The organism is Thioalkalivibrio sp. ALMg9 (genome assembly GCF_000380625.1).
Taxonomy (GTDB): Bacteria; Pseudomonadota; Gammaproteobacteria; order Ectothiorhodospirales; family Ectothiorhodospiraceae; genus Thioalkalivibrio; species Thioalkalivibrio versutus.
The window spans coordinates 340,759-363,592 of sequence record NZ_AQYC01000008.1 but is presented as its reverse complement, the minus strand read 5'-3'; the positions used below and the strand labels follow the sequence as shown (position 1 = coordinate 363,592).

Sequence of the window (22,834 nt, the reverse complement as noted above, 5' to 3'; positions counted from 1 at the left end):
CGAGCCGCAATACCGCCAGCAGGCGCGGCCAGGCGAACCCCACCTGCCGTCCAGAACAAGCAGTAAGGGCCGCGTGGAGAGGTGTCTATTGACCTGCGCTTCACGCCGGCTGGGGCAGGCGACTCAGGAAGTTGCCGAGCAGTTCGTGCCCCTGGCGGGTCAGGATGGATTCCGGGTGAAACTGCACGCCCTCGACATCCAGCTCGCGATGACGCAGGCCCATGATCTCGTCGCGCGAGCCGTCTTCGCGCTGGGTCCAGGCAGTGACCTCCAGACATTCCGGGAGGCTTGCGGCCTCGACCACCAGCGAGTGATAGCGCGTGGCCTCCAGCGGATTCTCCAGCCCGGCGAACACCCCGACCCCGGTGTGATGCACCGGCGAGGTCTTGCCGTGCATGATCTCGCGCGCCCGCACCACGCGGCCACCGAAGACCTGGCCGATCGCCTGGTGCCCGAGGCAGACCCCGAGGATCGGGATCTCGCCGGCAAAGCGCCGGATCACCTCCAGCGACACCCCCGCCTCGTTCGGCGTACAGGGGCCGGGGGAGATCACGATACCGGTGGGGTCGAGCTCCGCAATCTGTTCCGGGGTGATGCAGTCATTGCGGTGCACCACCACCTCCGCCCCCAGCTCGCCCAGGTACTGGACCAGGTTGAAGGTGAACGAGTCGTAGTTGTCGAGCATCAGGATCATGGCGAACGTCCCTGGAGGCCGAAAGAAACGGGCAGACGAATAAAACCGAGGTCATGCGCACCCAGGCAGGGACCAAGCATACCCCGGGTCCCGAGTGGTTGCGCCGCAACCGCAATCGCGCTGACGAAACCGCGCGCCTTCATCGCGGCAGCAATAGCGCCACCAGCAGGGTGCCGTCGGCGGCCTCCAACCGGTGCCCGCCAGGGCTGGGCAGGGTATGCGCCCGTCCGCGCAGGGCCGGGAGGCGGTTCATGTCCTGGCTAGCGGCATCCACCCACGGGTCGGCCAGGCGCACGACCGAGACATAGCGGATGGGCGGATGCGCCTGCGTGTTCAGCCACTCCAGATGCATCGCAGCCGGCGAACCACCCTCCGGGCCCCACAGCCCTTCGCGCCGGTGCAGCCCCTGCACGCCGGCGAACGGGGCGTACAGCCCCAGCGGGGAATCGGCCAGCGCATCCGTCACCGAACGCGCCAGCGCGGACCAGCCGCCCCCCGCATGCGGCGCGGAGAAGGTCACCAGGGTGGAGATGGCCGGGTGCGGCTGACGCACCAGCAGCTCGCGCGCCACGACCCCGCCGGTGGAATGCCCGACCAGCACCAGCTCGCGGCCGGGGTGGCGCCGGGTCAGACCATCGACCACCTGGCCGAGCGCCCGCGCCCGTTCCGGTGGAGCCACAGCGGTCGGCAGATCCACGGTATAGAACTGGCGTGCGGCGGGGTCGGGAGCTCGCTCGAAGTGCGCAGCGCCCACGTTTGCACGGGCACGCCCGCCATCGGCATAGCCGGCGGCGTTCAGGGCCGCGGTGAACCCAGCCTGGCGAAAACCGTCGCCGCGATCCCAGCCCCCGGGTACCAGCACCACGATCTGCGCCGCCGCCAGCCCCGGCAACAGCCAGAGCCCGAGCACCAGCAACAGGATGCGAAGGCCACCGCACCGCATGACCGGCCCTCAGTCGCGGTGGCGCCGGGGCCCCAGACCGCCCAGGGCGGTCTCGGCCGCACGCACCACCGCGCGCCCCTTGTTCAGGGTCTCCTGCCACTCGTTTTCCGGCACCGAGTCGTGGACTACACCGGCCCCGGCCTGGATGTGCAACTCACCGTCGTGCAGCACGGCGGTGCGGATCGCGATCGCGGTGTCCATATTGCCCGACCACGAGAGGTACCCCACCGCACCGGAGTAGGGCCCGCGCTTGACCGGTTCCAGCTCGTCGATAATCTCCAGCGCGCGGATCTTCGGTGCCCCCGAGACGGTCCCGGCCGGGAAGGTCGCGCGCAGGACATCCATCGGCGAGTGGCCCGGGGCCAGCCGCCCCTCCACGTTGGAGACGATGTGCATCACATGCGAGTAGCGCTCGATGCTCATGGTGTCAGTCACCTCCACCGAGCCGATCTCACAGACCCGGCCGACATCGTTGCGCCCCAGATCGATCAGCATCAGGTGCTCGGCACGCTCCTTTGGATCCGCCAACAATTCGGCCTCCAGCGCGCGATCTTCCGCCTCGGTACGCCCACGCGGGCGGGTGCCGGCGATCGGACGCACGGTCACGCAGTCGTCCTCCAGGCGCACCAGGATCTCCGGGGAGGCCCCGACCACGTGGTGATCGTCCAGGTCGAGGTAGTACATGTAGGGCGACGGGTTCAGCGCCCGCAGGGCCCGGTAGAGGTTCAGCGGCGGTGCGGAGAACGGCACGCTCATGCGCTGTGCCAGCACCACCTGCATCACGTCGCCGTCCATGATGTATTCCTGCGCCCGCTTGACGGCGGCCTGATAGCCCTCGGCCGACCAGCCGGACACATACTCCGGCACCGCGTGTGGATGCGGCGGATCCTCCGGCGGTACCAGCGGCTCGCCCAGGCGGGTCTCCAGCTCGTCCAGGCGGGCGGCGGCCACGGCCTGGCCACCGGCCTGGGTCGTATCCGCATGGACCACCAGATACAGCCGCCCGGAGAGGTTGTCGTAGACCACGACCTCCTCGGAGACCATCAGCAGGATATCCGGCAACCCCAGGGCATCCGGCTTCTCCGGCCCCTCCAGGCGCGGCTCGATCAGGCGCACGGTCTCGAACCCGAAATAGCCGACCAGGCCACCGGTGAAGCGTGGAAGCCCCGGCAGCTCCGCGGCCTTGAAGCGCGCCTGATAGGCCTCGATCCAGGCCAGCGGGTCCGTCTCGGTGGTCTGCTCCATCACCGCGCCGTCGGTCTCCACGGTGATGTCGTGGCCATGCACGCGCACCAGGGTGCGCGCCGGCAGGCCGATGAAGGAATACCGCCCCCAGCGCTCCCCGCCCTGCACGGACTCGAACAGGTAGGAATACGGCCGGTTGGCCAGCTTGAGGAAGATGGACAGCGGGGTCTCGAGATCCGCCAGGACCTCGCGCACCAGCGGGATGCGGTTATAGCCCTCGCGGGCCAGCTGGTCGAACTGTTCGGGGGTCATCACAACGGTTCCTGACAAGGGGGATGGATGGCGTGGCGGTTCATCCGCCGTCTCGCCATCGCCCCATTGTCCGGTCCGTTGCCGACATCACGGATCACGCCGCCCGGGCGGGCAGCAGGTCCGGCAACTCGTCCAGCCGATCGAGCACCGCGTCCGGGTGCTCGTCGCGGATATCCTTGCCGTGGTTGTACCCGTAGGTCATGCAGACGATCTGGAAGCCAGCGGCGCGGGCGGCCTTCACGTCGCTCTTGGAGTCCCCGACCATCAAAGCCTCGGACGGGTCCACGCCGAGCTTGTCGGCCGCGTGCAGCAGCGGGGCCGGATCCGGCTTCTTCTGCGGCAGGGCGTCGCCGGCGACCACGATCTCGAAGTCGTCGAGGATGCCCTTTTCGCGCAGCAGCGGCACGGTGAAGCGCTCGGCCTTGTTGGTCACGCAGCCCAGCCGGTAGCCCGCGGCCTTCAGTTGGTCCAGCCCCTCGCGCACGCCCGGATAAAGCGGCGAACGCCCGGCGGTGTTCTCCTGATAGATGCGCATGAACACGGGCAGCGCATGTGCGAACTGCTCCGCGTCCGGCTCGCCGTCGAGGTCGTTGACCAGCGCGCGCTGGACCAACCGCTCCACGCCGTTGCCGACCCAGTTGCGCACGGCCGGCTCGCCGCGTTCGGGCAGGCCCAGCTCGCGCATCATCGCATCCACGCTAAAGGCCAAGTCCGGCACGCTGTCAATCAGCGTGCCGTCCAGGTCGATCAGGATCATGCGGGGGCGTTTCAGGGACATCCCGGTCTCCGGTAACCGTCGATTCAGGCCTTGGCCAGCTCGTCGCGCATCTGCTGGATGATGCTGTCGTAGCGGTTCGGGTCGGTGTCGCTGCCGGCGCCGAAGATCGCGGACCCGGCCACAAAGGTATCGGCACCGGCGGCCTTGATCTCGCGGATATTGTCGGCCTTCACGCCACCATCGATCTCGAGGCGGATATCACGCCCGGAGTCGTCGATCATCTTGCGCGCGGCGCGCAACTTGTCCAGCGTATTCGGGATGAACTTCTGGCCACCAAAGCCCGGGTTCACCGACATCAGCAGGATCATGTCGACCTTGTCCATCACGTACTCGAGATAGGACAGCGGGGTTGCCGGATTGAACACCAGCCCGGCCTTGCAGCCCTCGGCGTGGATCAGCTGCAGGGTGCGGTCGATGTGATCGGAGGCCTCCGGATGGAACGTGATGTAGCTGGCACCGGCCTGGGCGAAGTCCGGGATGATGCGATCCACCGGCTTGACCATCAGGTGCACGTCGATCGGCGCGGTCACGCCGTGCTTGCGCAGGGCATCACAGACCAGCGGACCGATCGTCAGGTTGGGCACATAGTGGTTGTCCATCACGTCGAAGTGCACGGTGTCGGCACCGGCCGCCAGGACGTTGTCGACTTCCTCGCCCAGGCGGGCGAAGTCGGCGGAAAGGATGGACGGAGCGATGAAATCGGGTTGTGCCATGGAAAGCCTCGCAGGGATCGCTGGTGAAGCAGGGCCGACCGTCGACCGTGCTCTCGGAATCGCCGAACTTTACCGGATGCCGGGATGCCAGGCAAAAGCCAGTGGTCGCAGCGGGCGGCACTCCAACGCAAACGGGCCGGAGAAACCCCCGGCCCGTTGGCTGCCTTCGCTTGCCTCTACCAAGGCGCCCGGATCAGTTGAACTCGGTCGCGATGTAGTTGGACAGGTTGGCGATGTCGTCATCGCTCAGGCCCTGGGCCTGCGGACGCATCAGCGCGGTATGATCACCGACTTCCTCGCCGGCGCGATAGCGCTCCAGCAGACTGGCCACGGTGTCCGCATCCTTGCCGGCCAAGGCCGGGAAGATCGCCTGCCCCTTGCCCTGGGCACCGTGACAGCTGGCACAGGTGTTCTGGTACTTGGACTGCCCCGCCTGGATATCGGCGGCCTGGGCCGCACTGGACAGCATCAGGACACTGCCGGCAATACCGGCCAGCACGAACAGCTTGGTTTTCATTATTGTAGTCTCCTCGCTCAAGTTCCCGGGCGGGGTCGTCGCCCCGTCTTGATGCAAACGTTAGCAGGGCTTTCCTGAATGGTGCATTAACATAGAACCAAACAGGGACATAGCCACAGGCCGCTCCATGGAGCCATTCGATCGGTCGGAGAACGCGGGCCGGAGCCTTCCTAGCGTCCGTGGATGTAGCGCTCGTCCGACCAGGTCGCCAGCCACTCGGGACGCACCATGACCAGGCCGGTAATCACGATCCCGTTGATCACCGCCTCGGGCAGCACCAGCAGGGCCAGGTAGCGCAGGTAGTCGCGATGGATATCCGCCCAGGCGAGCTCGGTGAACAACCCGTAGATCGCCGCCGAGGCCAGCACGGTGGCAACCACCGAAAGCGCCCCGCCGAGGAAACCGACCGCGTAGAGGTAGATGAACATGTGCGCGGGCAGACGCGCCTCGGACAGCCGCAGCAGGCCCCAGGTGACCGCGACCGGCAGAATACCCGCCAGCAGCACCGTCAACGGGAAGGCGGCTAGCGGGAGCACGCCGAACAGGCCGAGGATCGCCACCACCAGGAAGACCATCAGGATCGCCAGCTGCCAACCGAACATCAGGGTCACGGTGGCCATGCCCAGAAAATGCAGGGCCAGCCCATCCAGGGCCTGCGCCCGCATGCTCCAGATCAGCAGCAGGCACAGCGTGGCGATCACGAACAGCTGGGCGCGGCCGGGCACGAAGAAGGTCTCCCAGGGCATGCGCCGCAGCATCACCAGCATGCCGCCACCCAGCAGCACGGCGGACAGCACCCGGAGCGCAACCGGCAGTTCGCCCGCCCCCTCGACCATGCTCAGTCGGGCTCGCGCACCGCGGCCGCGACAGTGTACTCGCGGCCCTGCTTGACCTTGTCGTAGTTGCCGAACACTTCCTTGAACCCCTTCTCGATGAACCGCCGCAACCCGGTAATGGTTACGACATAGATGCGTCCACCCGGGTTCATCTGCTCGTGGGCGTCCAGCAGGTAGGTGTAGAGCATCTCGCGCCCCACCTTGGCCGGCAGGTTCGAGGTGACCAGATCGAAACGCCGGTCACGGATCTGCGCGAAGCCGTTACTGGTCACGCAGTCCACATTGGTGATGCCGTTCAGCTCGGCGTTACGCCGGCTGTACTCCACCGCCAGGAAGTTGGTGTCCACCAGCGTGCAGTGTCCCTGCGGCGCCTTGCGCGCCAGCGTCAGGCCGATCGGGCCATAGCCACAGCCCAGATCCAGGCAGGCATCGGTTGGCTCCACCTCGATGCGCTCCAGCAACATCCGCGTGCCATCGTCGATGCGGCGCGGCGAGAACAGACCCCAGGTCGTGCGGAACCGCAGGTGTTCTCCGGCCAGCGTGTCCTCGAACTCCAGGTCGCGCTTCAGCTCCGCCTGACGGGTACGCCGCGCCTGGATCGTGGGGAAGCCCTCCTTCATGCCACCCCTCCGTCCGCAGTCCGCTCCACAGCCTCGGCCAGACCCTGCCACAGGGCCTCGGCGGTGGAGGCCGCGGCGCCGGCGTCGTCCTCGCCCGGCAGACCGAGCACGTTGACGTGCCCCATCTTGCGGCCGGACCGGGCCTCGGCCTTGCCATACAGATGCAGCCGCGCGCGGCCGGCAGCCAGCACGCCCTGCCAGTCGGGTTCCGCTGCGGCGGGCCACAGGTCACCCAGCAGGTTGACCATCGCCACCGGCGTGGTCAGCAAGGCCGGGGCCAGCCCCAGCCCGCAGACTGCGCGCACCTGTTGTTCGAACTGGCTGATGGTGCAGGCATCCTGGGTGTAGTGCCCGGAGTTATGCGGACGCGGCGCGATCTCGTTGACCAGCAATTCACCCTCCACCGTGAGGAAGAACTCCACCGCCAGCAACCCCTGGTAGTCGAGCTGCTCGGCAATGTGCCGCGCGATCGCCGTGGCGCGTTCGCGCGGCTCGTCGCCGACTCGGGCCGGCACCCGCGTCAGGTGCAGGATGCCCTCGTGATGGGTGTTTTCCGCCACCGGAAAGGCCTCGTTCGCGCCGTCCGCGGTTCGCGCCACCAGCACCGAGAGCTCGCGCTCCAGCTCGACCTGGGCCTCCAGCACGCAGTCCACCAGCCCCAGCTCGGCATGCGCCGCGGGCAACTCGCCGGCCTGCGCCAGCCGGACCTGGCCCTTGCCGTCATAACCCAGGCGCGCGGTCTTCAGGATCGCGGGGAACGTCGGCCCCCCCGCGTCCGCTCGCACTTCGGGCGTCTGGCCGGCCAGGACCGCCTGCCAGGGGGCTACCGCCACATCGATCTCGCCGAGGAAGGCCTTCTCCTCCAGGCGATCCTGGGCAATGCTCAGGGCGCGCGGCCCCGGGCGCAGACAGGCGCGGGCATCCAGCCACTCCACGGCCGGGCGCGGGATGTTCTCGAACTCGGTGGTAATGACCGCGCAGGCCCCGGCCAGGGCCTGCAGCGCATCGGGGTCGTCGAAGGCCTGGCACAGGTGCCGCGCCGCCACTCGCCCGGCCGGGCTCGCCGGGTCCGGGTCCAGGACCCATACGGGATAGCCCATACCCTGTGCGGCCTCCACGAAATAGCGGCCGAGCTGCCCGCCACCGAGCAGCCCGAGGGTCGCAGGGGGCTGGATCATGACGGGTCCGGTGGCAGGGTCTGCCCCAGCACGGCCTGACTCTGGGACTGGCGAAAGGCATCCAGACGCTCACGCAGATCGAGATCGTGGTTCGCCAGCATCGCGGCGGCGAACAAGGCGGCGTTCGCCGCGCCCGCCTCGCCGATCGCGAAGGTCGCCACGGGGATGCCGCGCGGCATCTGCACGATGGACAGCAGCGAGTCCTGCCCCTTCAGGTGGCGCGAGGCGACCGGCACGCCGAGCACCGGAACCGGGGTCTTGGAGGCCAGCATCCCCGGCAGGTGCGCCGCCCCCCCGGCCCCGGCGATGATCGCCTGGAGGCCCCGCTCGCGTGCCTGCTCGGCGTACTCGAAAAGCAGATCCGGTGTTCGGTGAGCCGACACCACCCGGGCCTCGAACGGGATCCCGAGTTCGTCCAGCACATCCACCGCCCGCTCCATGGTCGCCCAGTCGGAGGTGCTCCCCATCACGACGCCCACGCGAGGCGCCGCCGAATTGCCTGCCATCTCAGTCATGGCCCGAACGATAGCGACCCCGGCCCCACCCGACAAGCCATGCGCACCACGAAGCGCTCCCGGACGCGCAGAAAAGCCCGGTCAAGGAGCGATCCACAGGGAGACCCAAAGGCCGGAAGGGCTCACTGGTGAGAGCGAAGCGGGGGGCGTGAATGGCCGGTGGATAAGGCTCGACGCGCCCATGCGCTTGCTGCCGATCGTCGCGTCTCCTTGTGGATCGCTTTTCTTCGTGTCTTCGTCCGCTTCGTGGTGCGCAAGGCCCGCGCCCGGTAGAATCGCGGCATGACTGACACCCTGCTTGAAAGCCAACTCCCCGACCTGGAACTCGTGCATCGCGGCAAGGTACGCGATCTCTATGCGGTGGACGCCGACCACTGGCTGATGGTCACCACCGACCGCCTGTCCGCCTTTGACGTGATCCTGCCCACGGCCGTGCCCGAGAAGGGCCGAGTGCTGACGGAGATCACGCAGTTCTGGATGCACAAGGTGGAGCGCGAGCTGGGCATCCCCAACCAGTTGACCGATATCCCACTGGAACAGGTGATTCCGGACCCGGCCGTTCGCGCCCCGCTGGAAGGACGCAGCCTGGTGATCCGCCGGCTCGAGGCCCTGCCGGTGGAGGCAGTGGTACGCGGCTACCTGATCGGCTCTGGCTGGAAGGACTACCAGGCCAGCGGCGCGGTCTGCGGCATCCCGCTCCCGGCCGGCCTGGAGCTCGCCTCGAAGCTCCCCGAGGCGATCTTCACCCCCAGCACCAAGGCCGACGTCGGCGACCACGACGCCAATATCGACTTTGATGCCGTGGTGGCGACCATCGGCGAGGACCGGGCGCGGCAGGTGCGCGATGCGGCACTCTCGATCTACGCGATGGCCCGCGACTACGCCGCCGAGCGCGGCATCATCATCGCCGACACCAAGTTCGAGTTCGGCGTCGATGCCGCCGGCACCCTGCATCTGATCGACGAGGTCCTGACCCCGGACTCCTCGCGCTTCTGGCCGGCCGACCGCTACGCGCCAGGCACCAGCCCGGAGTCCTTCGACAAGCAATACGTACGCGACTACCTGGAGACCCTGGACTGGGACAAGCAGCCGCCCGGCCCCGAGCTGCCCGCGGAAGTGGTGGAACAGACCGCGGCGCGCTATCGCGAGGCCCTGGAGCGCCTGACCCGCGACGCATGAGCCCGGCACAGACAGGAGCGCCCCCGCAGGGCCTGTTCGTCACCGGCACCGACACCGGCGTCGGCAAGACCTTCGTCAGCTGCGCGCTGCTGGAACTCTGGCGGGATCGTGGGCTGCGGCCGCAACCGCGCAAGCCGGTGGAATCCGGCTGCCCGCCGGGCCCCGATGGGCTGTGGCCCGAGGACGGGATGAACCTGACCCACGCGGCGGGCCTTCCGGACGCCGCCATCGAGCAGGTCACGCCCTGGCGCTTCCCCGATGCCATCGCCCCGGACCAGGCCGCCGCGAACCAGGGCGTGCGCCTGACGATCGCGGAGCTGGCCGCGGCCTGCGCAGCCGACGGCACGGGCCCGCGGCTAGTGGAGGGTGCGGGGGGCTTCTACTCGCCGCTGTGTACCGATGGGCTGAACGCGGACCTCGCCGAGGCCCTCGGGCTGCCGGTCCTGCTAGTGGCGGAGGACCGCCTGGGCACACTGAACACCTGCCTGTTGACCCTGGAGGCCCTGGAACGACGCGGCCTGCAACTGGCCGGGATCGTGCTCAACCGGCGCCGGGAGGATGCCGACCCGCGCCTCGACAATGCGGCCGCGCTGCGTTCACGCACGAGCGCCCCGATCATCGAGTCAGCCGAAGGCATCACCCGCGCGGCGCTGGTTCAGAAGCTCTCCACCTCGAAGTTGTCCGGGCGCACGCCGCCGGAGGACTCGCGCCCCTGACCACGGGACTCGGAGGCCGCAGGGGCTTCCTCTTCGTCAACCCGGAACCCGGCCAGGGTCTCGCGCAGGGCACGGGTCCCTTCACGGTCGACGCGGCGGCTCTCGATGATATGCACCGGGCGCTGGGACTCGCCGTAGTACGCCTCGTTGAAGTCGTCGCGCACGGTCATGCGCGAGCCGGACAAGCTCATGCCCAGGTAGGCACCCCGCGCCCGCGAGTAGGACAGGAAGTCGGCCGTCGGGGTGGCGCTCCGGCCCGCACCCACCGGACCGGCAGCCACCGAGGCATCGCCCCCCAGGCGGATGGCGGACCCGAACATCGAGTCCACCGCATCCTGGGTGCGCGCGACCATCACCACCTCGGCGGCATCACCACCGAACTGCATGCCGAAGCTGACCGAACCGAGGGAGTAGAACGCCACCGGCGAATAATCGCCGCGCTCGTCGTCCCAGGCAAGGAACACGCCGATGCCGCCGGAGCCTCCGATCAGGAAGGCCCCGCGAGCCACGCGCGGGAAGATCACCACGCCGCGGGCGTCGCGCAGGTCCTCTTTAAGGGACTCGTACTCGGGGTGGGTCGCCATGTTCTCCACCGTCGCCTGGGCGCGATCGATGATGTCCTGCGGATCGATCTCGCGGCTGAACGGGTTCGCGTGAGCGCTCCCCACTATGGCGGCAAACACCAGCGTCGTCAGGCAGAAAAGGATCAGTCGTTGCATCGTGGAAACCTCCAGAAAGGCCAAGGGAGACGCGGCCGCGCGAATGCGTCGGCGTCTCCCTAACGAATACATTCATCATGGCACAAAAAAAGGGGGCCGAAGCCCCCTTTTTCGTGCTGCAACCCGCAGGATCAGTTGACCTTGGGATCCAGCTCGCCGGACAGGTAGCGCTTGACCATGTCGTCCAGGGAGATCGGCTTGATCTTGGACGCCATGCCGGCGCAACCGAAGGCCTCGTAACGGGCCTGGCAGAGGTCCTTCATTGCGGCGGTCGAGGCCTTCAGGAACTTGCGCGGATCGAATTCCTTCGGGTTCTCGGCCAGGAACTTGCGCACCGCACCGGTGGAGGCCATGCGCAGGTCGGTATCGATGTTGACCTTGCGCACGCCGTGCTTGATGCCTTCCTGGATCTCTTCGACCGGCACGCCGTAGGTCTCGCCCATATCGCCGCCGTACTTGTTGATGATCTGCAGCCACTCCTGCGGAACGGAGGAGGAGCCGTGCATGACCAGATGGGTATCCGGGATGCGGGCGTGGATCTCCTTCACGCGCTGGATGGCCAGGATGTCACCGGTCGGCGGACGGGTGAACTTGTAGGCGCCGTGGGAGGTACCGATGGCGATCGCCAGGGCATCGCACTTGGTGTTCTTCACGAAGTCGGCGGCTTCGTCCGGGTCGGTCAGCAGCTGGTCGTGGGACAGCTGGCCCTCGGCACCGGAACCGTCTTCCTCGCCGGCCATGCCGGTTTCCAGGGATCCCAGGCAGCCCAGCTCGCCTTCCACGGACACGCCACAGGCGTGGGCGATCTCGGAGACCTTGGCGGTCACGTCACGGTTGTAGTCGTACGAGGCCGGGGTCTTCATGTCAGGCATCAGGGAGCCGTCCATCATCACCGAGCTGAAGCCGGACTGGATGGAGCGCAGGCAGACTGCCGGCTCGGAGCCGTGATCCTGGTGCAGCACAACCGGGATGTCCGGGTACTGCTCGATGGCGGCGATGATGTTGTGGCGCAGGAAGGGCTCGCCGGCGTACTTGCGGGCACCGGCGGAGGCCTGAATGATCACCGGGGAGTCGACCGCAGCGGCCGCTTCCATGATCGAATGGACCTGTTCCATGTTGTTGGCGTTGTACGCCGGCATGCCATAGCCATGTTCGGCGGCATGGTCCAGAAGCTGGCGAAGTGAGATTAGAGCCATGGATTCCTCCTTACGGGATTCGGACTGAGGTAGTGAAAAAGTCGATTAATCTGGTTGGCGACTGCGGGCGGTGCGCGGTTCAGGCCAGTTCGCCGACGCGCACGATCTTCATGGCGTTGGTGCCGCCATGCTCGCCCTGCAGGTCGCCCTTGGTAATGATGACCAACTCGCCATCCTGCACGACGCCCTCGCCCTTGAGCAAGTTCACCGCCTCACGGTTCACGCTTTCGTGGCTCTCGGGGATCGGCTTCAGAGTCACCGGATAGACGCCGCGATAAAGCGTCATGCGGCGGCTGGTGGATTCGTGCTGGGTGAGCGCGTAGATCGGGATGCCCGAGCTGATGCGCGACATCCACAGCGCCGTGGAACCGGACTCGGTCAGCGCGGCGATCGCGGAGACATCGAGATGGTTGGCGGTGTACATGGTGGCCATCGCGATGGCCTCGTCGACCCGGCCGAAGGTCGAATCCATGCGATGGTCCGACTGGCGTGCGGCGCGCTGGCGCTCGGCAGCCTCGCAGATCCGGTCCATGCTGGTGACCACGCGCGCAGGATAACGCCCGGTCGCGGTCTCGCCAGAGAGCATCACCGCATCCGTGCCGTCCAGCACCGCGTTCGCCACGTCGAATACCTCGGCGCGGGTCGGGATCGGATTCGTGATCATGGTCTCCATCATCTGGGTCGCAGTGATGACCAGACGATTGAGGCTGCGCGCGCGCGTGATCAGGGTCTTCTGCACCCCCGGGAGCTCGGCGTCACCGATCTCCACGCCCAGATCGCCGCGGGCGATCATGATGACCTCCGAGGCGGCGATAATCTCGTCGATCACCTCCAGGGCCTCGGAGCGCTCGATCTTGGCGCAGATCCCGGCCTCCCAGCCGGCATCCTTCAACAGGCCCCGCGCCAGGTGCAGGTCCTGGGCGGAACGCGGGAACGAGACGGCCAGGTAGTCCACCTGCAGCTCGGCCGCCAGGCGGATATCGTCGCGGTCCTTGTCCGTAATCGCGGGCGCAGACAGGCCACCGCCCTGGCGGTTGATGCCCTTGTTGTTGGACAGCTCGCCGCCGACTTCGACCGTGGTCTCGATCCGGCTGCCATTGACCGCCGTGACCTTGAGCACGATACGACCGTCATCCAGCAGCAGGATGTCGTCCGTGCGCACGTCGTCCGGGAGGTCCTTGTAGGTCAGGCCGACCTGGGTGGCATCGCCCGCGTCGCGATCCAGTTCGGCATCCAGCGCGAAGGGCGCCCCCTCTTCCAGCTGCACCTTGCCCTGCTGGAAGCGGTCGATGCGGATTTTGGGGCCCTGCAGGTCGCCCAGAACACCGACGCAACGGCCGGCGCGCTCGGAGGCGGCCCGCAGGCGCGCCAGGCGCTGGCGGTGGTCATCCGGATCGCCATGCGAGAAGTTCAACCGGACCACATCCACACCGGCCCGGATGATGGCCTCCATGCCCTCGTCGCTGTCCGTTGCCGGCCCCAGCGTGGCTACGATCTTGGTACGTCTCATCCGCGCGTGTCTCCGTCAGCGGGGAAGGACAAGGGCCTCAGCCCTTGGCCCGTTCTTCCAGGATGGCGACGGCCGGCAGGGTCTTGCCCTCGAGGAACTCGAGGAAGGCGCCGCCGCCGGTGGAGATGTAGCTGATGCGATCCGCCAGGTTGTACTTGTCGATCGCGGCCAGGGTGTCGCCACCCCCGGCGATGGAGAACGCATTGCTCTCGGCGATCGCCTCGCCCAGGGCCTTGGTGCCGCCGGCGAACTGATCGAACTCGAACACGCCCACCGGGCCGTTCCAGACGATGGTGCCGGCATTGCGCAGGGCCTCGGCATAGGTGGCCGCGGTCTCGGGGCCCACATCGAAGATCATGTCGTCGTCCGCAACGGCGTCTACGGCCTTGGTCTCGGCCGGGGTGGATTCGGAGAACTCCTTGCCCACGGTCACGTCGGTCGGGACCGGGATCTCGCCGCCCTTGGCGCGGGCGGCCTCCATCAGGCGCTTGGACTCATCGACCAGATCCGCCTCGTACAGCGACTTGCCGACACCATGGCCCTGGGCCGCGATAAAGGTGTTGGCGATGCCGCCACCGACGATCAGCTGATCGACAACCTTGGACAGCGACTCCAGCACGGTCAGCTTGGTCGAGACCTTGGACCCACCGACGATCGCCACCAGCGGGCGCTTCGGGGTTTCCAGGGCCTGACCCAGAGCCTCCAGCTCCTTGGCCAGCAACGGGCCGGCGCAGGCCTGCGGGGCGAATTTGGCCACGCCATGAGTGGAGGCCTGGGCGCGGTGGGCGGTACCGAAGGCGTCCATCACGAACACGTCGCACAGCGCCGCATACTTCTTGGCCAGTGCCTCGTCGTCCTTCTTCTCGCCGGCGTTGAAGCGCACGTTCTCTAGCAGGATCACCTCGCCCGGCTTGGCATCCACGCCATCGAGGTAGTCTCGCACCAGGCGCACTTCGCGCCCGAGCAGGCCACCCATATGCTCGGCGACCGGGGCCAGAGAGTCCTCCTCGGAGAACTCTCCCTCGGTCGGGCGGCCCAGATGCGACATCAGCATCACGGCCGCACCGGCATCCAGGGCCTTCTGCACGGTCTCGAGGCTCGCGCGGATACGGGCGTCGGAGGTGACCTTGCCGCCCTTCACCGGGACGTTGAGATCCTGACGCACCAGCACACGGCGACCCTGCAGGTCGAGATCGGTCATCTTGATGACAGACATGGGAGTACCTCTCGAAATACGGTTGGAAAGAGAAAAGGCTTCGGGCGAGCCCCCGCAGGGACTGGCCCCAGGCCTCTTGGACCCAGGCAATGCAAATGGCCGGACCCCGAGGGGCCCGGCCATCCGGCCTTACTTGGCGACGTGCTCCACCATGCGCAGCATGTTGCAGGTGTAGCCGTACTCGTTGTCGTACCAGGCGACGACCTTCACGAAGGTCGGGTCCAGCTGGATGCCGGCACCGGCGTCAAACACGGACGGGGCGGTGTAGCCGCGGAAGTCGGTGGAGACCACCAGGTCTTCGGTGTAGCCCAGCACGCCCTTCAGCTCGCCCTCGGAGGCCTTCTTCATGGCCGCGCAGACGTCGTCGTAGTTGGCGTCGCTGTTGAGCTCCACGGTGAGGTCGACCACCGACACGTCGGAGGTCGGCACGCGGAAGGCCATGCCGGTCAGCTTGCCGTTCAGTTCCGGCAGCACCTTGCCCACGGCCTTGGCAGCACCGGTGGAGGACGGGATGATGTTCTCCAGGATGCCGCGGCCCCCACGCCAGTCCTTCATGGACGGGCCATCGACGGTCTTCTGGGTCGCCGTGGCGGCGTGCACGGTGGTCATCAGACCACGCTTGATGCCGAACTTGTCGTTCAGCACCTTGGCCACCGGGGCCAGGGCGTTGGTGGTGCAGGACGCGGCCGAGACCATGGTCTGGCCGGCGTACTCACCATGGTTCACGCCAAAGACGAACATCGGGGTGTCGTCCTTGGACGGCGCGGACATCACGACCTTCTTGGCGCCGGCGTCCAGATGCTTCTGGGCGGTCTCGGCGGTCAGAAACAGACCGGTGGATTCGATCACGATGTCGGCGTCGATATCGCCCCACTTCAGCGCGGCCGGATCCTTCTCGGCGGTCAGGCGGATGCGGTTGCCGTTCACCACCAGGTCGTTACCGTCGACGCTGACGTCGCCTTCGAAGCGACCATGGACGGAGTCATAACGCAGCATGTAAGCCAGGTATTCCGGATCCAGCAGGTCGTTGATGCCGACCACCTGGAGGTTCGGGAAATCCTTGGCGATGGCACGGAAAGCCATGCGGCCGATACGACCGAAACCGTTGATACCAACCTTGATAGACATGAGAGTCTCCTCTTTATTGCTTAAGCGAAATCGATTCGGGCTCAGCCGTTCATCACGTCACGTGCGACCTGGGCGATGTTCTCCGGCTTGAAACCGAAGTAATCGAGCAGGGCACCCCCCGGGGCGGATTCGCCGAAGCGATCCAGGCCAAACACCGCGCCGTCGAGGCCGGTGAACTTGTGCCAGGTCGTGGTCGCGCCGGCCTCGATGGCGACACGGGCGCGCACAGCCTTCGGCAGCACGGCCTCGCGGTAGGCCGGATCCTGCTGGTCGAACAGCTCGACACAGGGCATGGAAACCACGCGGACCTTCTTGCCTTCGCCGCTCAGCACGTCGGCGGCCTGCACGGCCAGTTCAATCTCGGAACCGGTGGCGATGAAGATCAGGTCCGGGGTGCCGTCGCAATCCTTCAGCACGTAACCGCCGCGGGCGATGTTGGCGAGCTGCTCGCCGTCACGCTCCATGTGCGGCAGGCCCTGACGCGACAGGATGAACGCGGACGGGCCGTCGGTACGCTCGATGCCGGCCTTCCAGGCGACGGCGGTCTCGACCGCGTCGCAGGGGCGCCAGACGTTCAGGTTCGGGATCAGACGCAGGCTCGGGGTCTGCTCGATGGGCTGATGGGTCGGGCCGTCTTCGCCGAGACCGATGGAATCGTGGGTCAGCACGTACATCACGCGCTGCTTCATCAGCGCGGACATGCGGATGCCGTTGCGGGCATAGTCGGAGAAGATCAGGAAGGTACCGCCGTACGGGATGAACCCGCCGTGCAGGGCGATGCCGTTCATGATTGCGGCCATGCCGAACTCGCGCACGCCGTAGAACACGTAGTTGCCGGCGGCGTCGTCACGGGTGACGCCCTTGGACCCGCCATACATGGTCAGGTTGGAGCCGGCCAGGTCGGCGGAACCGCCCAGCAGTTCCGGAACGGCCGGGGCCATGCCGGCGATCGCGTTCTGCGAGGCCTTGCGCGAGGCGACCTTCTCGGCCTTCTCGATGGTCTGCTTGATATAGGCGTTGGCCTTCTCGCTCCAGTCAGCCGGCAGATCGCCGGCAATCCGGCGCTCGAACTCGGCGGCCAGTTCCGGATGGGCGGCCTTGTAGGCGGCGAAGCGTTCCTTCCACTCGGTCTCGGCCTTGGCACCCTTGTCCTTCGCGCTCCAGCCCTCGTAGATGTCGCCCGGGATCTCGAACGGGCCGTGCTCCCAGCCCAGTTCCTTGCGGGTCAGGGCGACCTCGTCGTCGCCCAGGGCGGCGCCGTGGCACTCTTCCTTGCCGCACTTGTTCGGGGAACCGAAGCCGATCACGGTCTTGCAGCAGATCAGGCTCGGCTTGTCGCTATTCTGGCGCGCCTCTTCGATCGCGGCCTTGACCGCGTTGGCGTCGTGGCCATCCACGCCGCGCACGACGTGCCAGCCATAGGCCTCGAAACGGGCCGGGGTATCGTCGGTGAACCAGCCCTCGACCTCGCCGTCGATGGAGATGCCGTTGTCATCCCAGAACGCGACCAGCTTGCCCAGGCCCAGGGTGCCGGCCAGCGCGCAGGTCTCGTGGGAGATCCCTTCCATCATGCAGCCGTCGCCGAGGAAGGCGTAGGTGTTGTGGTCGACGATGTCGTGACCGGGCTGGTTGAAGTGGGCGGCCATCATCTTCTCGGCCAGCGCCATGCCGACCGCGTTGGAGATGCCCTGGCCGAGCGGACCGGTGGTGGTCTCGACACCGGCGGTGTAGCCGTATTCCGGGTGGCCCGGGGTCTTGGAGTGCAGCTGACGGAACTGCTTGATCTCGTCCATCGGCAGGTCGTAGCCGCTCAGATGCAGCAGCGAGTAGACCAGCATGGAGCCGTGACCGTTGGACATCACGAAGCGGTCGCGATCCGGCCAGCTCGGGTTCGCCGGGTTGTGCTGCATGTAGTCGTTCCACAGCACCTCGGCGATATCCGCCATCCCCATCGGCGCTCCCGGGTGACCGGAATTGGCCTTCTGAACTGCGTCCATCGAAAGGGCGCGGATGGCGTTGGCAAGCTCTCTACGGGTCGGCATGCTGATCTCCTGCTCTAAGTAGTATTGGGTTCGGCTGATGGCGGGCGGCGGCGCGAGGCGCCAGCGGCGGCAGACCCGGACGAGTCGACCGAACGAGGGCTCACCAGTACCGGCCGGCGCGCCAGCGCACGGCGGTGGCCCGAGCAGCCTGCGGGAGCGGACCCTTACTCGGCCACGCGAACGCGCGGCGGGCAGCACTCCCCATCAAAGGCGGTGCATTTTGGCCACTTTCGGGCACCGGGGCAAGTCGCCCCCAAACCGCGCCACGCTGCGCCCTCGCCGCCGGCCGGGACACCGATGCCCTGACTGTCGCGGGGGAGGGGCTTAGAAAAATCCTGCGAGTCGCGTTACACTAGAGGTCGTTTTGCGCAAAACTAAATCGAAACGACCCCAAAAGGAACGCTTAATGTCCAACGACTATATCTTTACTTCGGAATCTGTCTCTGCCGGTCACCCCGACAAAATGGCCGACCTGGTGTCCGACACCATCGTCGACGCCATCATCGAGCAGGACCCGCATGCACGTATCGCCTGCGAGACCGCCACCAAGACCGGCATGGTCATGCTGCTGGGCGAGATCACCACTGGCGCGCAGATCGACTACGAGCGCCTGGTGCGCGACACCGTCGTCGAGATCGGCTACAACGATTCCGACGTCGGCTTCGACGGCAAGACCTGCGCCGTGCTGAACGTGCTGGGCGAGCAGTCCCAGGACATCGCCATGGGCGTGGACCGCGACGTCTCCGACCGCGCCACCCAGGGCGCTGGCGACCAGGGCCTGATGTTCGGCTACGCCGCGCGCGAGACCGATACCCTGATGCCCGCCCCGATCTTCTACGCCCACAAAATGGTGCGCATCCAGTCCGAACTGATGAAGAGCGGCAAGCTGCCGTGGCTGCGTCCGGACGCCAAGAGCCAGGTCTCCCTGCGCTATGAAAATGGCAAGCCGGCCGGTCTGGACGCCGTGGTCCTGTCGACCCAGCACAGCCCGGACATCTCGCAGAAGGATCTGAAGGAAGCGATCTACGAAGAGATCTTCAAGAAGGTCCTGCCGGCTGAATGGCTGAGCCAGGTCGCCGACGACAAGCTCCACATCAACCCGACCGGCAAGTTCGAGATTGGCGGCCCGGTGGGCGACGCTGGCCTGACCGGCCGCAAGATCATCGTCGACACCTACGGCGGCATGGCCCGTCACGGTGGTGGCGCGTTCTCCGGCAAGGACCCGTCCAAGGTGGACCGTTCCGCAGCCTACGCCGGTCGCTACGTGGCCAAGAACATCGTTGCCGCCGGCCTGGCCGAAAAGTGCGAGATCCAGGTCTCCTACGCCATCGGCGTGGCCGAGCCGACCTCGATCACGATCGACACCTTCGGCACCGGCAAGCTGGACGATCGCAAGATCGAAGGCTTCGTGCGCGAAGTGTTTGATCTGCGCCCGTGGGGCCTGATCCAGATGATGGATCTGCTGCGTCCGATCTACAAGGCAACCGCCGCCTACGGTCACTTCGGCCGCGAAGATGTCGACCTCCCCTGGGAGCGCACCGACAAGGCTGAGGAACTCAAGAAGATGGCGGGCCTCTAAGAGTCCCCGACACTTCTTAGAAGAAATACCCATCCGGCTGAGGAGCGCTGCAGCGGTTTTACCGTCAGGCTCAGCCGGATGCACCCTGAAACATGAACACGGCGCTCATCCAGATAAACGGAGAAGTTGATCCATGAATGCTGTGATGAACGACAAAAAGAACACCGATTACGTCGTCAAGGACATTAACCTTGCCGAATTCGGCCGCAAGGAAATTGCGATTGCCGAGACCGAAATGCCCGGTCTGGTCCAGACTCGCGAAGAGTACGCGGCCTCCAAGCCGCTGAAGGGCGCCAAGATTGCCGGCTCCCTGCACATGACCATCCAGACCGCGGTGCTGATCCAGACCCTGGAAGCCCTGGGTGCCGACGTGCGCTGGGCCTCCTGCAACATCTACTCCACCCAGGACCACGCCGCGGCCGCGATTGCCGACGCCGGCACCCCGGTCTTCGCCGTGAAGGGCGAGACCCTGGAAGAGTACTGGGACTACTGCCACCGCATCTTCGAATTCGACGGCGGCGCCAACATGATCCTGGACGATGGCGGTGACGCCACGCTGCTCCTGCACATCGGCGCCAAGGCCGAGAAGGACCAGTCGGTCATCTCCAACCCGGAGAACGAAGAAGAAGTCGCCCTGTTTGCCTCGATCAAGGATCGCCTGGCCAAGCAGCCGACCTGGTACTCCGAACAGCTCGCCAAGATCAAGGGCGTGACCGAAGAGACCACCACCGGTGTGCATCGCCTGTACCAGATGGCGAAAGACGGCGAACTGGCCTTCCCGGCGATCAACGTCAATGACTCGGTCACCAAGTCCAAGTTCGACAACCTGTACGGCTGCCGCGAGTCCACCGTGGACTCCATCAAGCGCGCCACCGACGTCATGATCGCCGGCAAGATCGCCGTGGTCTGCGGCTACGGTGACGTCGGCAAGGGTGCCGCCCAGTCGCTGGCCGGCCTCGGTGCCACCGTGTGGATCACCGAAATCGACCCGATCTGCGCCCTGCAGGCCGCGATGGAAGGTTTCCGCGTCGTCACGATGGAAGACGCGGCCGACAAGGCCGAGATCTTTGTCACCGCGACCGGTAACAAGGACGTGATCACCGAAGATCACATGACCCGCATGAAGAACCAGGCCATCGTCTGCAACATCGGTCACTTCGACTCCGAGATCGCCGTGGCCGCGATGCGCAAGTACGAGTGGGAGAACATCAAGCCGCAGGTTGACCACATCATCCTGCCGAATGGCAACCGGATCATCATGCTGGCCGAAGGCCGCCTGGTGAACCTGGGCTGCGGTACCGGCCATCCGAGCTTCGTGATGTCCAACTCCTTCACCAACCAGACCCTGGCTCAGATCGAGCTGTGGACCAAGGGTGACCAGTACGACAAGAACGTCTTCGTGCTGCCGAAGCACCTGGACGAGAAGGTCGCACAGCTGCACCTGTTCAAGCTGGGCGCCAACCTGACCCGTCTTACCGACGATCAGGCGAAGTACCTGGGTATGTCGGCGGATGGCCCGTTCAAGCCGGAACACTACCGCTACTGATCGGCCAGCCTCACATTTCAATTCGTTGGTAATGTGAACGCCGAGGCGGGCCGCATGTTCGTGCGGTCCGCCTTCTTTTTGTCTGGAGGACAAACATGTCTGCACAAGAACGCGTCTACAGCGTTGAATTTTTCCCGCCCAAGGACGAGGCCGGAGCCGAACGCCTGGCCAAGGCCCGCAAGCGTCTGGGCGCACTGAATCCCGAGTTCTATTCCGTCACCTTCGGCGCCGGGGGATCCACCCGCGACCGCACCCTGGAGACGGTCCGGGACATCATCGACAACGATGGCATCCCCGCCGCCCCGCATGTCTCCTGCATTTCGTCGACCAAGGACGAGCTGCGGGACCTGCTGTCGACCTACCGCGATTCCGGGGTCAAGCGCATTGTGGCGCTGCGCGGCGACCTGCCGTCCGGCACCAAGCATTCCGGCGGTGATTTCCGTTATGCCTCCGAGCTGGTTGAGTTCGTCCGCGCCGAGTTCGGCGACCAGTTCAAGATCGAGGTCGCGGCCTATCCGGAGTTCCATCCGCAGGCACCGAATGCCGAGAAGGACCTGGAGAACTTCAAGACCAAGGTGGACGCTGGCGCCGACGCCGCGATCACCCAGTACTTCTACAATCCGGACGCCTACGTGGCCTTCATGGAACGGGTAGAGAAGATGGGCATCACAATCCCGATCATTGCCGGGATCATGCCGATCACCAACTACACCCAGATCGTGCGCTTCTCCGAGATGTGCGGCGCCGAGATCCCGCGCTACATCCGCAAACGGATGGAGGCCTATGGCGACGACAAGGAATCGATCCGCAAATTCGGGATCGAGGTCGCCACGCGCCTGACCGACGACCTGCTCGATAACGGCGCGCCGGGAATCCACTTCTACTCCATGAACCAGGCCGGCCCGACCGAACAGATCTGGAAGGCCCTGGACCTCGACAACCGGAAGTAGACGGCATGCGCTGCCCCCGGCTGCTGCTCGAATCCGAGGCACTGGCCGCGGGGCAGTCGCTCCCCGCCCCACAGGACCGGCTGCATTACGCCACCACCGTCCTGCGTCTGAAAAGCGGTGCCCCCTGCCGCGTCTTCGACGGCCTCGGCAACGAATTCGACGCGACCCTCGAACTCACCGACCGACGCCACGGCACCTTCCATCTGGGCGAACGTGCCGCCGCCCCGACCCATCCCGCGTTTCCGATCCACCTGCTGCAGGGCGTGGCCCGCGGCGACCATATGGACCTGGCCATTCAGAAGGCCGTGGAGCTCGGCGTTCAGTCCATCCGCCCGGTGCTGTGCGAGCGCTCGCGTTCGGCTGCCGCCCACAAGGGACTGGAGAAGCGCCAGAGGCACTGGCAGGGCATCCTGCAGGCCGCTGTGGAGCAATGCGGCCGCAATGAACTGCCCGCGCTACATCAACCGGCCCTGCCCGCGGCCGCACTCGCGGAATGCCCGGACAGCCTCGGGCTGCTCGCCGAGGAAGGCGCGCCCGGGCTGGATGACCGCCTGGTCGCCCGCGGGCACCCGCCCGGCGCAGTGGCGTTGTATATCGGACCGGAAGGGGGGCTCACGCCCGCGGAACACGAGCAGGCGCGGGAAGGCGGATTTCTGGGCGTCGGCATGGGCCCGCGGACCCTGCGCACCGAGACGGCCGCGATGGCCCTGATCACCCTGGTACAGGCGCGTCTCGGAGACCTTCGAGGCTAGTCACAACAGG

The 22,834-nt window shown here is 66.5% G+C and carries 22 protein-coding genes and 1 riboswitch; of the genes, 6 read left to right on the top strand and 16 right to left on the bottom strand.

What is annotated here, in order from left to right; all coding sequences use genetic code 11:
• Positions 1 to 100: 100 nt before the first annotated feature.
• The 10 genes from F792_RS0106980 to purE form a co-directional block, all read right to left on the bottom strand.
• A complete protein-coding gene (locus tag F792_RS0106980) occupies positions 101 to 694 on the bottom strand; it encodes an aminodeoxychorismate/anthranilate synthase component II (protein WP_018168959.1) in 594 nt (197 codons plus the stop codon).
• A gap of 139 nt (positions 695 to 833) precedes the next feature.
• Positions 834 to 1,637, bottom strand: a complete 804-nt coding sequence (locus tag F792_RS0106975; protein ID WP_018168958.1) for a triacylglycerol lipase — start codon at positions 1,635 to 1,637, stop codon at positions 834 to 836.
• A gap of 9 nt (positions 1,638 to 1,646) precedes the next feature.
• A complete protein-coding gene (gene trpE, locus F792_RS0106970) occupies positions 1,647 to 3,134 on the bottom strand; it encodes an anthranilate synthase component I (RefSeq protein WP_018168957.1) in 1,488 nt (495 codons plus the stop codon).
• 94 nt (positions 3,135 to 3,228) lie between these two features.
• A complete protein-coding gene (locus F792_RS0106965) occupies positions 3,229 to 3,912 on the bottom strand; it encodes a phosphoglycolate phosphatase (protein ID WP_018168956.1) in 684 nt (227 codons plus the stop codon).
• A gap of 23 nt (positions 3,913 to 3,935) precedes the next feature.
• A complete protein-coding gene (rpe, locus tag F792_RS0106960; protein WP_018145151.1) occupies positions 3,936 to 4,625 on the bottom strand; it encodes a ribulose-phosphate 3-epimerase in 690 nt (229 codons plus the stop codon).
• A 193-nt stretch (positions 4,626 to 4,818) separates the two neighbouring features.
• On the bottom strand, positions 4,819 to 5,142 hold the full coding sequence (locus F792_RS0106955; RefSeq protein ID WP_018145150.1) for a c-type cytochrome: 324 nt from the start codon (positions 5,140 to 5,142) through the stop codon (positions 4,819 to 4,821).
• A 170-nt stretch (positions 5,143 to 5,312) separates the two neighbouring features.
• On the bottom strand, positions 5,313 to 5,978 hold the full coding sequence (locus F792_RS0106950; protein ID WP_018168955.1) for an energy-coupling factor ABC transporter permease: 666 nt from the start codon (positions 5,976 to 5,978) through the stop codon (positions 5,313 to 5,315).
• 2 nt (positions 5,979 to 5,980) lie between these two features.
• Positions 5,981 to 6,598: a class I SAM-dependent methyltransferase gene (locus tag F792_RS0106945; protein ID WP_018168954.1), complete on the bottom strand. Its 618-nt coding sequence runs from the start codon at positions 6,596 to 6,598 to the stop codon at positions 5,981 to 5,983.
• Positions 6,595 to 7,776 (bottom strand): 5-(carboxyamino)imidazole ribonucleotide synthase, encoded by a 1,182-nt coding sequence (locus tag F792_RS0106940; protein WP_018168953.1) that lies wholly within the window; start codon positions 7,774 to 7,776, stop codon positions 6,595 to 6,597. Before F792_RS0106940 ends, F792_RS0106945 begins: the two co-directional genes overlap by 4 nt.
• On the bottom strand, positions 7,773 to 8,282 hold the full coding sequence (purE, locus tag F792_RS0106935; protein ID WP_018649625.1) for a 5-(carboxyamino)imidazole ribonucleotide mutase: 510 nt from the start codon (positions 8,280 to 8,282) through the stop codon (positions 7,773 to 7,775). The genes F792_RS0106940 and purE overlap by 4 nt, the downstream gene beginning before the upstream one ends.
• 291 nt (positions 8,283 to 8,573) lie before the next feature.
• Between purE and F792_RS0106930 the strand changes: the two genes are divergently transcribed.
• Both F792_RS0106930 and bioD read left to right on the top strand, forming a co-directional pair.
• Positions 8,574 to 9,470: a phosphoribosylaminoimidazolesuccinocarboxamide synthase gene (locus F792_RS0106930; RefSeq protein WP_018168951.1), complete on the top strand. Its 897-nt coding sequence runs from the start codon at positions 8,574 to 8,576 to the stop codon at positions 9,468 to 9,470.
• Positions 9,467 to 10,186 carry a dethiobiotin synthase gene (gene bioD / locus F792_RS0106925; protein WP_018168950.1) on the top strand — a complete coding sequence of 240 codons (720 nt, stop codon included), beginning with the start codon at positions 9,467 to 9,469 and terminating at the stop codon, positions 10,184 to 10,186. The genes F792_RS0106930 and bioD overlap by 4 nt, the downstream gene beginning before the upstream one ends.
• Here bioD and F792_RS0106920 read toward each other — a convergent pair.
• The 6 genes from F792_RS0106920 to tkt form a co-directional block, all read right to left on the bottom strand.
• Complete coding sequence (locus F792_RS0106920; RefSeq protein ID WP_018168949.1) at positions 10,126 to 10,905, bottom strand: lipid-binding SYLF domain-containing protein; 780 nt, start codon at positions 10,903 to 10,905, stop codon at positions 10,126 to 10,128. The two genes, bioD and F792_RS0106920, sit on opposite strands and share 61 nt — an antisense overlap.
• A gap of 131 nt (positions 10,906 to 11,036) precedes the next feature.
• Positions 11,037 to 12,101 carry a class II fructose-bisphosphate aldolase gene (gene fba, locus F792_RS0106915; protein WP_018145142.1) on the bottom strand — a complete coding sequence of 355 codons (1,065 nt, stop codon included), beginning with the start codon at positions 12,099 to 12,101 and terminating at the stop codon, positions 11,037 to 11,039.
• Between the two features lie 79 nt (positions 12,102 to 12,180).
• Positions 12,181 to 13,611 carry a pyruvate kinase gene (gene pyk, locus F792_RS0106910; RefSeq protein WP_018168948.1) on the bottom strand — a complete coding sequence of 477 codons (1,431 nt, stop codon included), beginning with the start codon at positions 13,609 to 13,611 and terminating at the stop codon, positions 12,181 to 12,183.
• A gap of 37 nt (positions 13,612 to 13,648) precedes the next feature.
• Positions 13,649 to 14,827, bottom strand: coding sequence for a phosphoglycerate kinase (locus F792_RS0106905; RefSeq protein WP_018145140.1), 1,179 nt, complete (start codon positions 14,825 to 14,827; stop codon positions 13,649 to 13,651).
• Between the two features lie 129 nt (positions 14,828 to 14,956).
• Positions 14,957 to 15,955: a type I glyceraldehyde-3-phosphate dehydrogenase gene (gene gap, locus F792_RS0106900; RefSeq protein ID WP_018145139.1), complete on the bottom strand. Its 999-nt coding sequence runs from the start codon at positions 15,953 to 15,955 to the stop codon at positions 14,957 to 14,959.
• 41 nt (positions 15,956 to 15,996) lie between these two features.
• Positions 15,997 to 17,997 carry a transketolase gene (gene tkt, locus F792_RS0106895; protein WP_026305920.1) on the bottom strand — a complete coding sequence of 667 codons (2,001 nt, stop codon included), beginning with the start codon at positions 17,995 to 17,997 and terminating at the stop codon, positions 15,997 to 15,999.
• Between the two features lie 406 nt (positions 17,998 to 18,403).
• Between tkt and metK the strand changes: the two genes are divergently transcribed.
• The 4 genes from metK (at position 18,404) to F792_RS0106875 (ending at position 22,824) form a co-directional block, all read left to right on the top strand.
• Positions 18,404 to 19,576, top strand: coding sequence for a methionine adenosyltransferase (metK, locus tag F792_RS0106890; RefSeq protein ID WP_018145137.1), 1,173 nt, complete (start codon positions 18,404 to 18,406; stop codon positions 19,574 to 19,576).
• Positions 19,577 to 19,609: 33 nt separating this feature from the next.
• A riboswitch (S-adenosyl-L-homocysteine riboswitch) is annotated at positions 19,610 to 19,690 on the top strand.
• A 19-nt stretch (positions 19,691 to 19,709) separates the two neighbouring features.
• Complete coding sequence (ahcY, locus tag F792_RS0106885) at positions 19,710 to 21,122, top strand: adenosylhomocysteinase (protein ID WP_018168946.1); 1,413 nt, start codon at positions 19,710 to 19,712, stop codon at positions 21,120 to 21,122.
• A 95-nt stretch (positions 21,123 to 21,217) separates the two neighbouring features.
• A complete protein-coding gene (metF, locus tag F792_RS0106880; protein WP_018145135.1) occupies positions 21,218 to 22,072 on the top strand; it encodes a methylenetetrahydrofolate reductase [NAD(P)H] in 855 nt (284 codons plus the stop codon).
• 5 nt (positions 22,073 to 22,077) lie between these two features.
• Entirely contained in the window at positions 22,078 to 22,824 is a 747-nt protein-coding gene (locus F792_RS0106875; RefSeq protein WP_018168945.1) for a 16S rRNA (uracil(1498)-N(3))-methyltransferase, read from the top strand.
• The last annotated feature ends 10 nt before the right edge of the window (positions 22,825 to 22,834 follow it).

Excerpts from the sequence above, each read along its gene's own strand:
- metF (WP_018145135.1), top strand. The coding sequence starts at position 21,218 with ATGTCTGCACAAGAACGCGTCTACAGCGTTGAATTTTTCCCGCCCAAG.
- F792_RS0106940 (WP_018168953.1), bottom strand. The coding sequence starts at position 7,776 with ATGATCCAGCCCCCTGCGACCCTCGGGCTGCTCGGTGGCGGGCAGCTC.
- gap (WP_018145139.1), bottom strand. The coding sequence starts at position 15,955 with ATGTCTATCAAGGTTGGTATCAACGGTTTCGGTCGTATCGGCCGCATG.
- bioD (WP_018168950.1), top strand. The coding sequence starts at position 9,467 with ATGAGCCCGGCACAGACAGGAGCGCCCCCGCAGGGCCTGTTCGTCACC.
- fba (WP_018145142.1), bottom strand. The coding sequence starts at position 12,101 with ATGGCTCTAATCTCACTTCGCCAGCTTCTGGACCATGCCGCCGAACAT.
- F792_RS0106905 (WP_018145140.1), bottom strand. The coding sequence starts at position 14,827 with ATGTCTGTCATCAAGATGACCGATCTCGACCTGCAGGGTCGCCGTGTG.
- trpE (WP_018168957.1), bottom strand. The coding sequence starts at position 3,134 with ATGACCCCCGAACAGTTCGACCAGCTGGCCCGCGAGGGCTATAACCGC.
- F792_RS0106945 (WP_018168954.1), bottom strand. The coding sequence starts at position 6,598 with ATGAAGGAGGGCTTCCCCACGATCCAGGCGCGGCGTACCCGTCAGGCG.
- F792_RS0106965 (WP_018168956.1), bottom strand. The coding sequence starts at position 3,912 with ATGTCCCTGAAACGCCCCCGCATGATCCTGATCGACCTGGACGGCACG.
- pyk (WP_018168948.1), bottom strand. The coding sequence starts at position 13,611 with ATGAGACGTACCAAGATCGTAGCCACGCTGGGGCCGGCAACGGACAGC.
- F792_RS0106980 (WP_018168959.1), bottom strand. The coding sequence starts at position 694 with ATGATCCTGATGCTCGACAACTACGACTCGTTCACCTTCAACCTGGTC.
- F792_RS0106975 (WP_018168958.1), bottom strand. The coding sequence starts at position 1,637 with ATGCGGTGCGGTGGCCTTCGCATCCTGTTGCTGGTGCTCGGGCTCTGG.
- F792_RS0106950 (WP_018168955.1), bottom strand. The coding sequence starts at position 5,978 with ATGGTCGAGGGGGCGGGCGAACTGCCGGTTGCGCTCCGGGTGCTGTCC.
- tkt (WP_026305920.1), bottom strand. The coding sequence starts at position 17,997 with ATGCCGACCCGTAGAGAGCTTGCCAACGCCATCCGCGCCCTTTCGATG.
- F792_RS0106930 (WP_018168951.1), top strand. The coding sequence starts at position 8,574 with ATGACTGACACCCTGCTTGAAAGCCAACTCCCCGACCTGGAACTCGTG.
- F792_RS0106955 (WP_018145150.1), bottom strand. The coding sequence starts at position 5,142 with ATGAAAACCAAGCTGTTCGTGCTGGCCGGTATTGCCGGCAGTGTCCTG.
- ahcY (WP_018168946.1), top strand. The coding sequence starts at position 19,710 with ATGAATGCTGTGATGAACGACAAAAAGAACACCGATTACGTCGTCAAG.
- rpe (WP_018145151.1), bottom strand. The coding sequence starts at position 4,625 with ATGGCACAACCCGATTTCATCGCTCCGTCCATCCTTTCCGCCGACTTC.
- F792_RS0106875 (WP_018168945.1), top strand. The coding sequence starts at position 22,078 with ATGCGCTGCCCCCGGCTGCTGCTCGAATCCGAGGCACTGGCCGCGGGG.
- F792_RS0106920 (WP_018168949.1), bottom strand. The coding sequence starts at position 10,905 with ATGCAACGACTGATCCTTTTCTGCCTGACGACGCTGGTGTTTGCCGCC.
- metK (WP_018145137.1), top strand. The coding sequence starts at position 18,404 with ATGTCCAACGACTATATCTTTACTTCGGAATCTGTCTCTGCCGGTCAC.
- purE (WP_018649625.1), bottom strand. The coding sequence starts at position 8,282 with ATGGCAGGCAATTCGGCGGCGCCTCGCGTGGGCGTCGTGATGGGGAGC.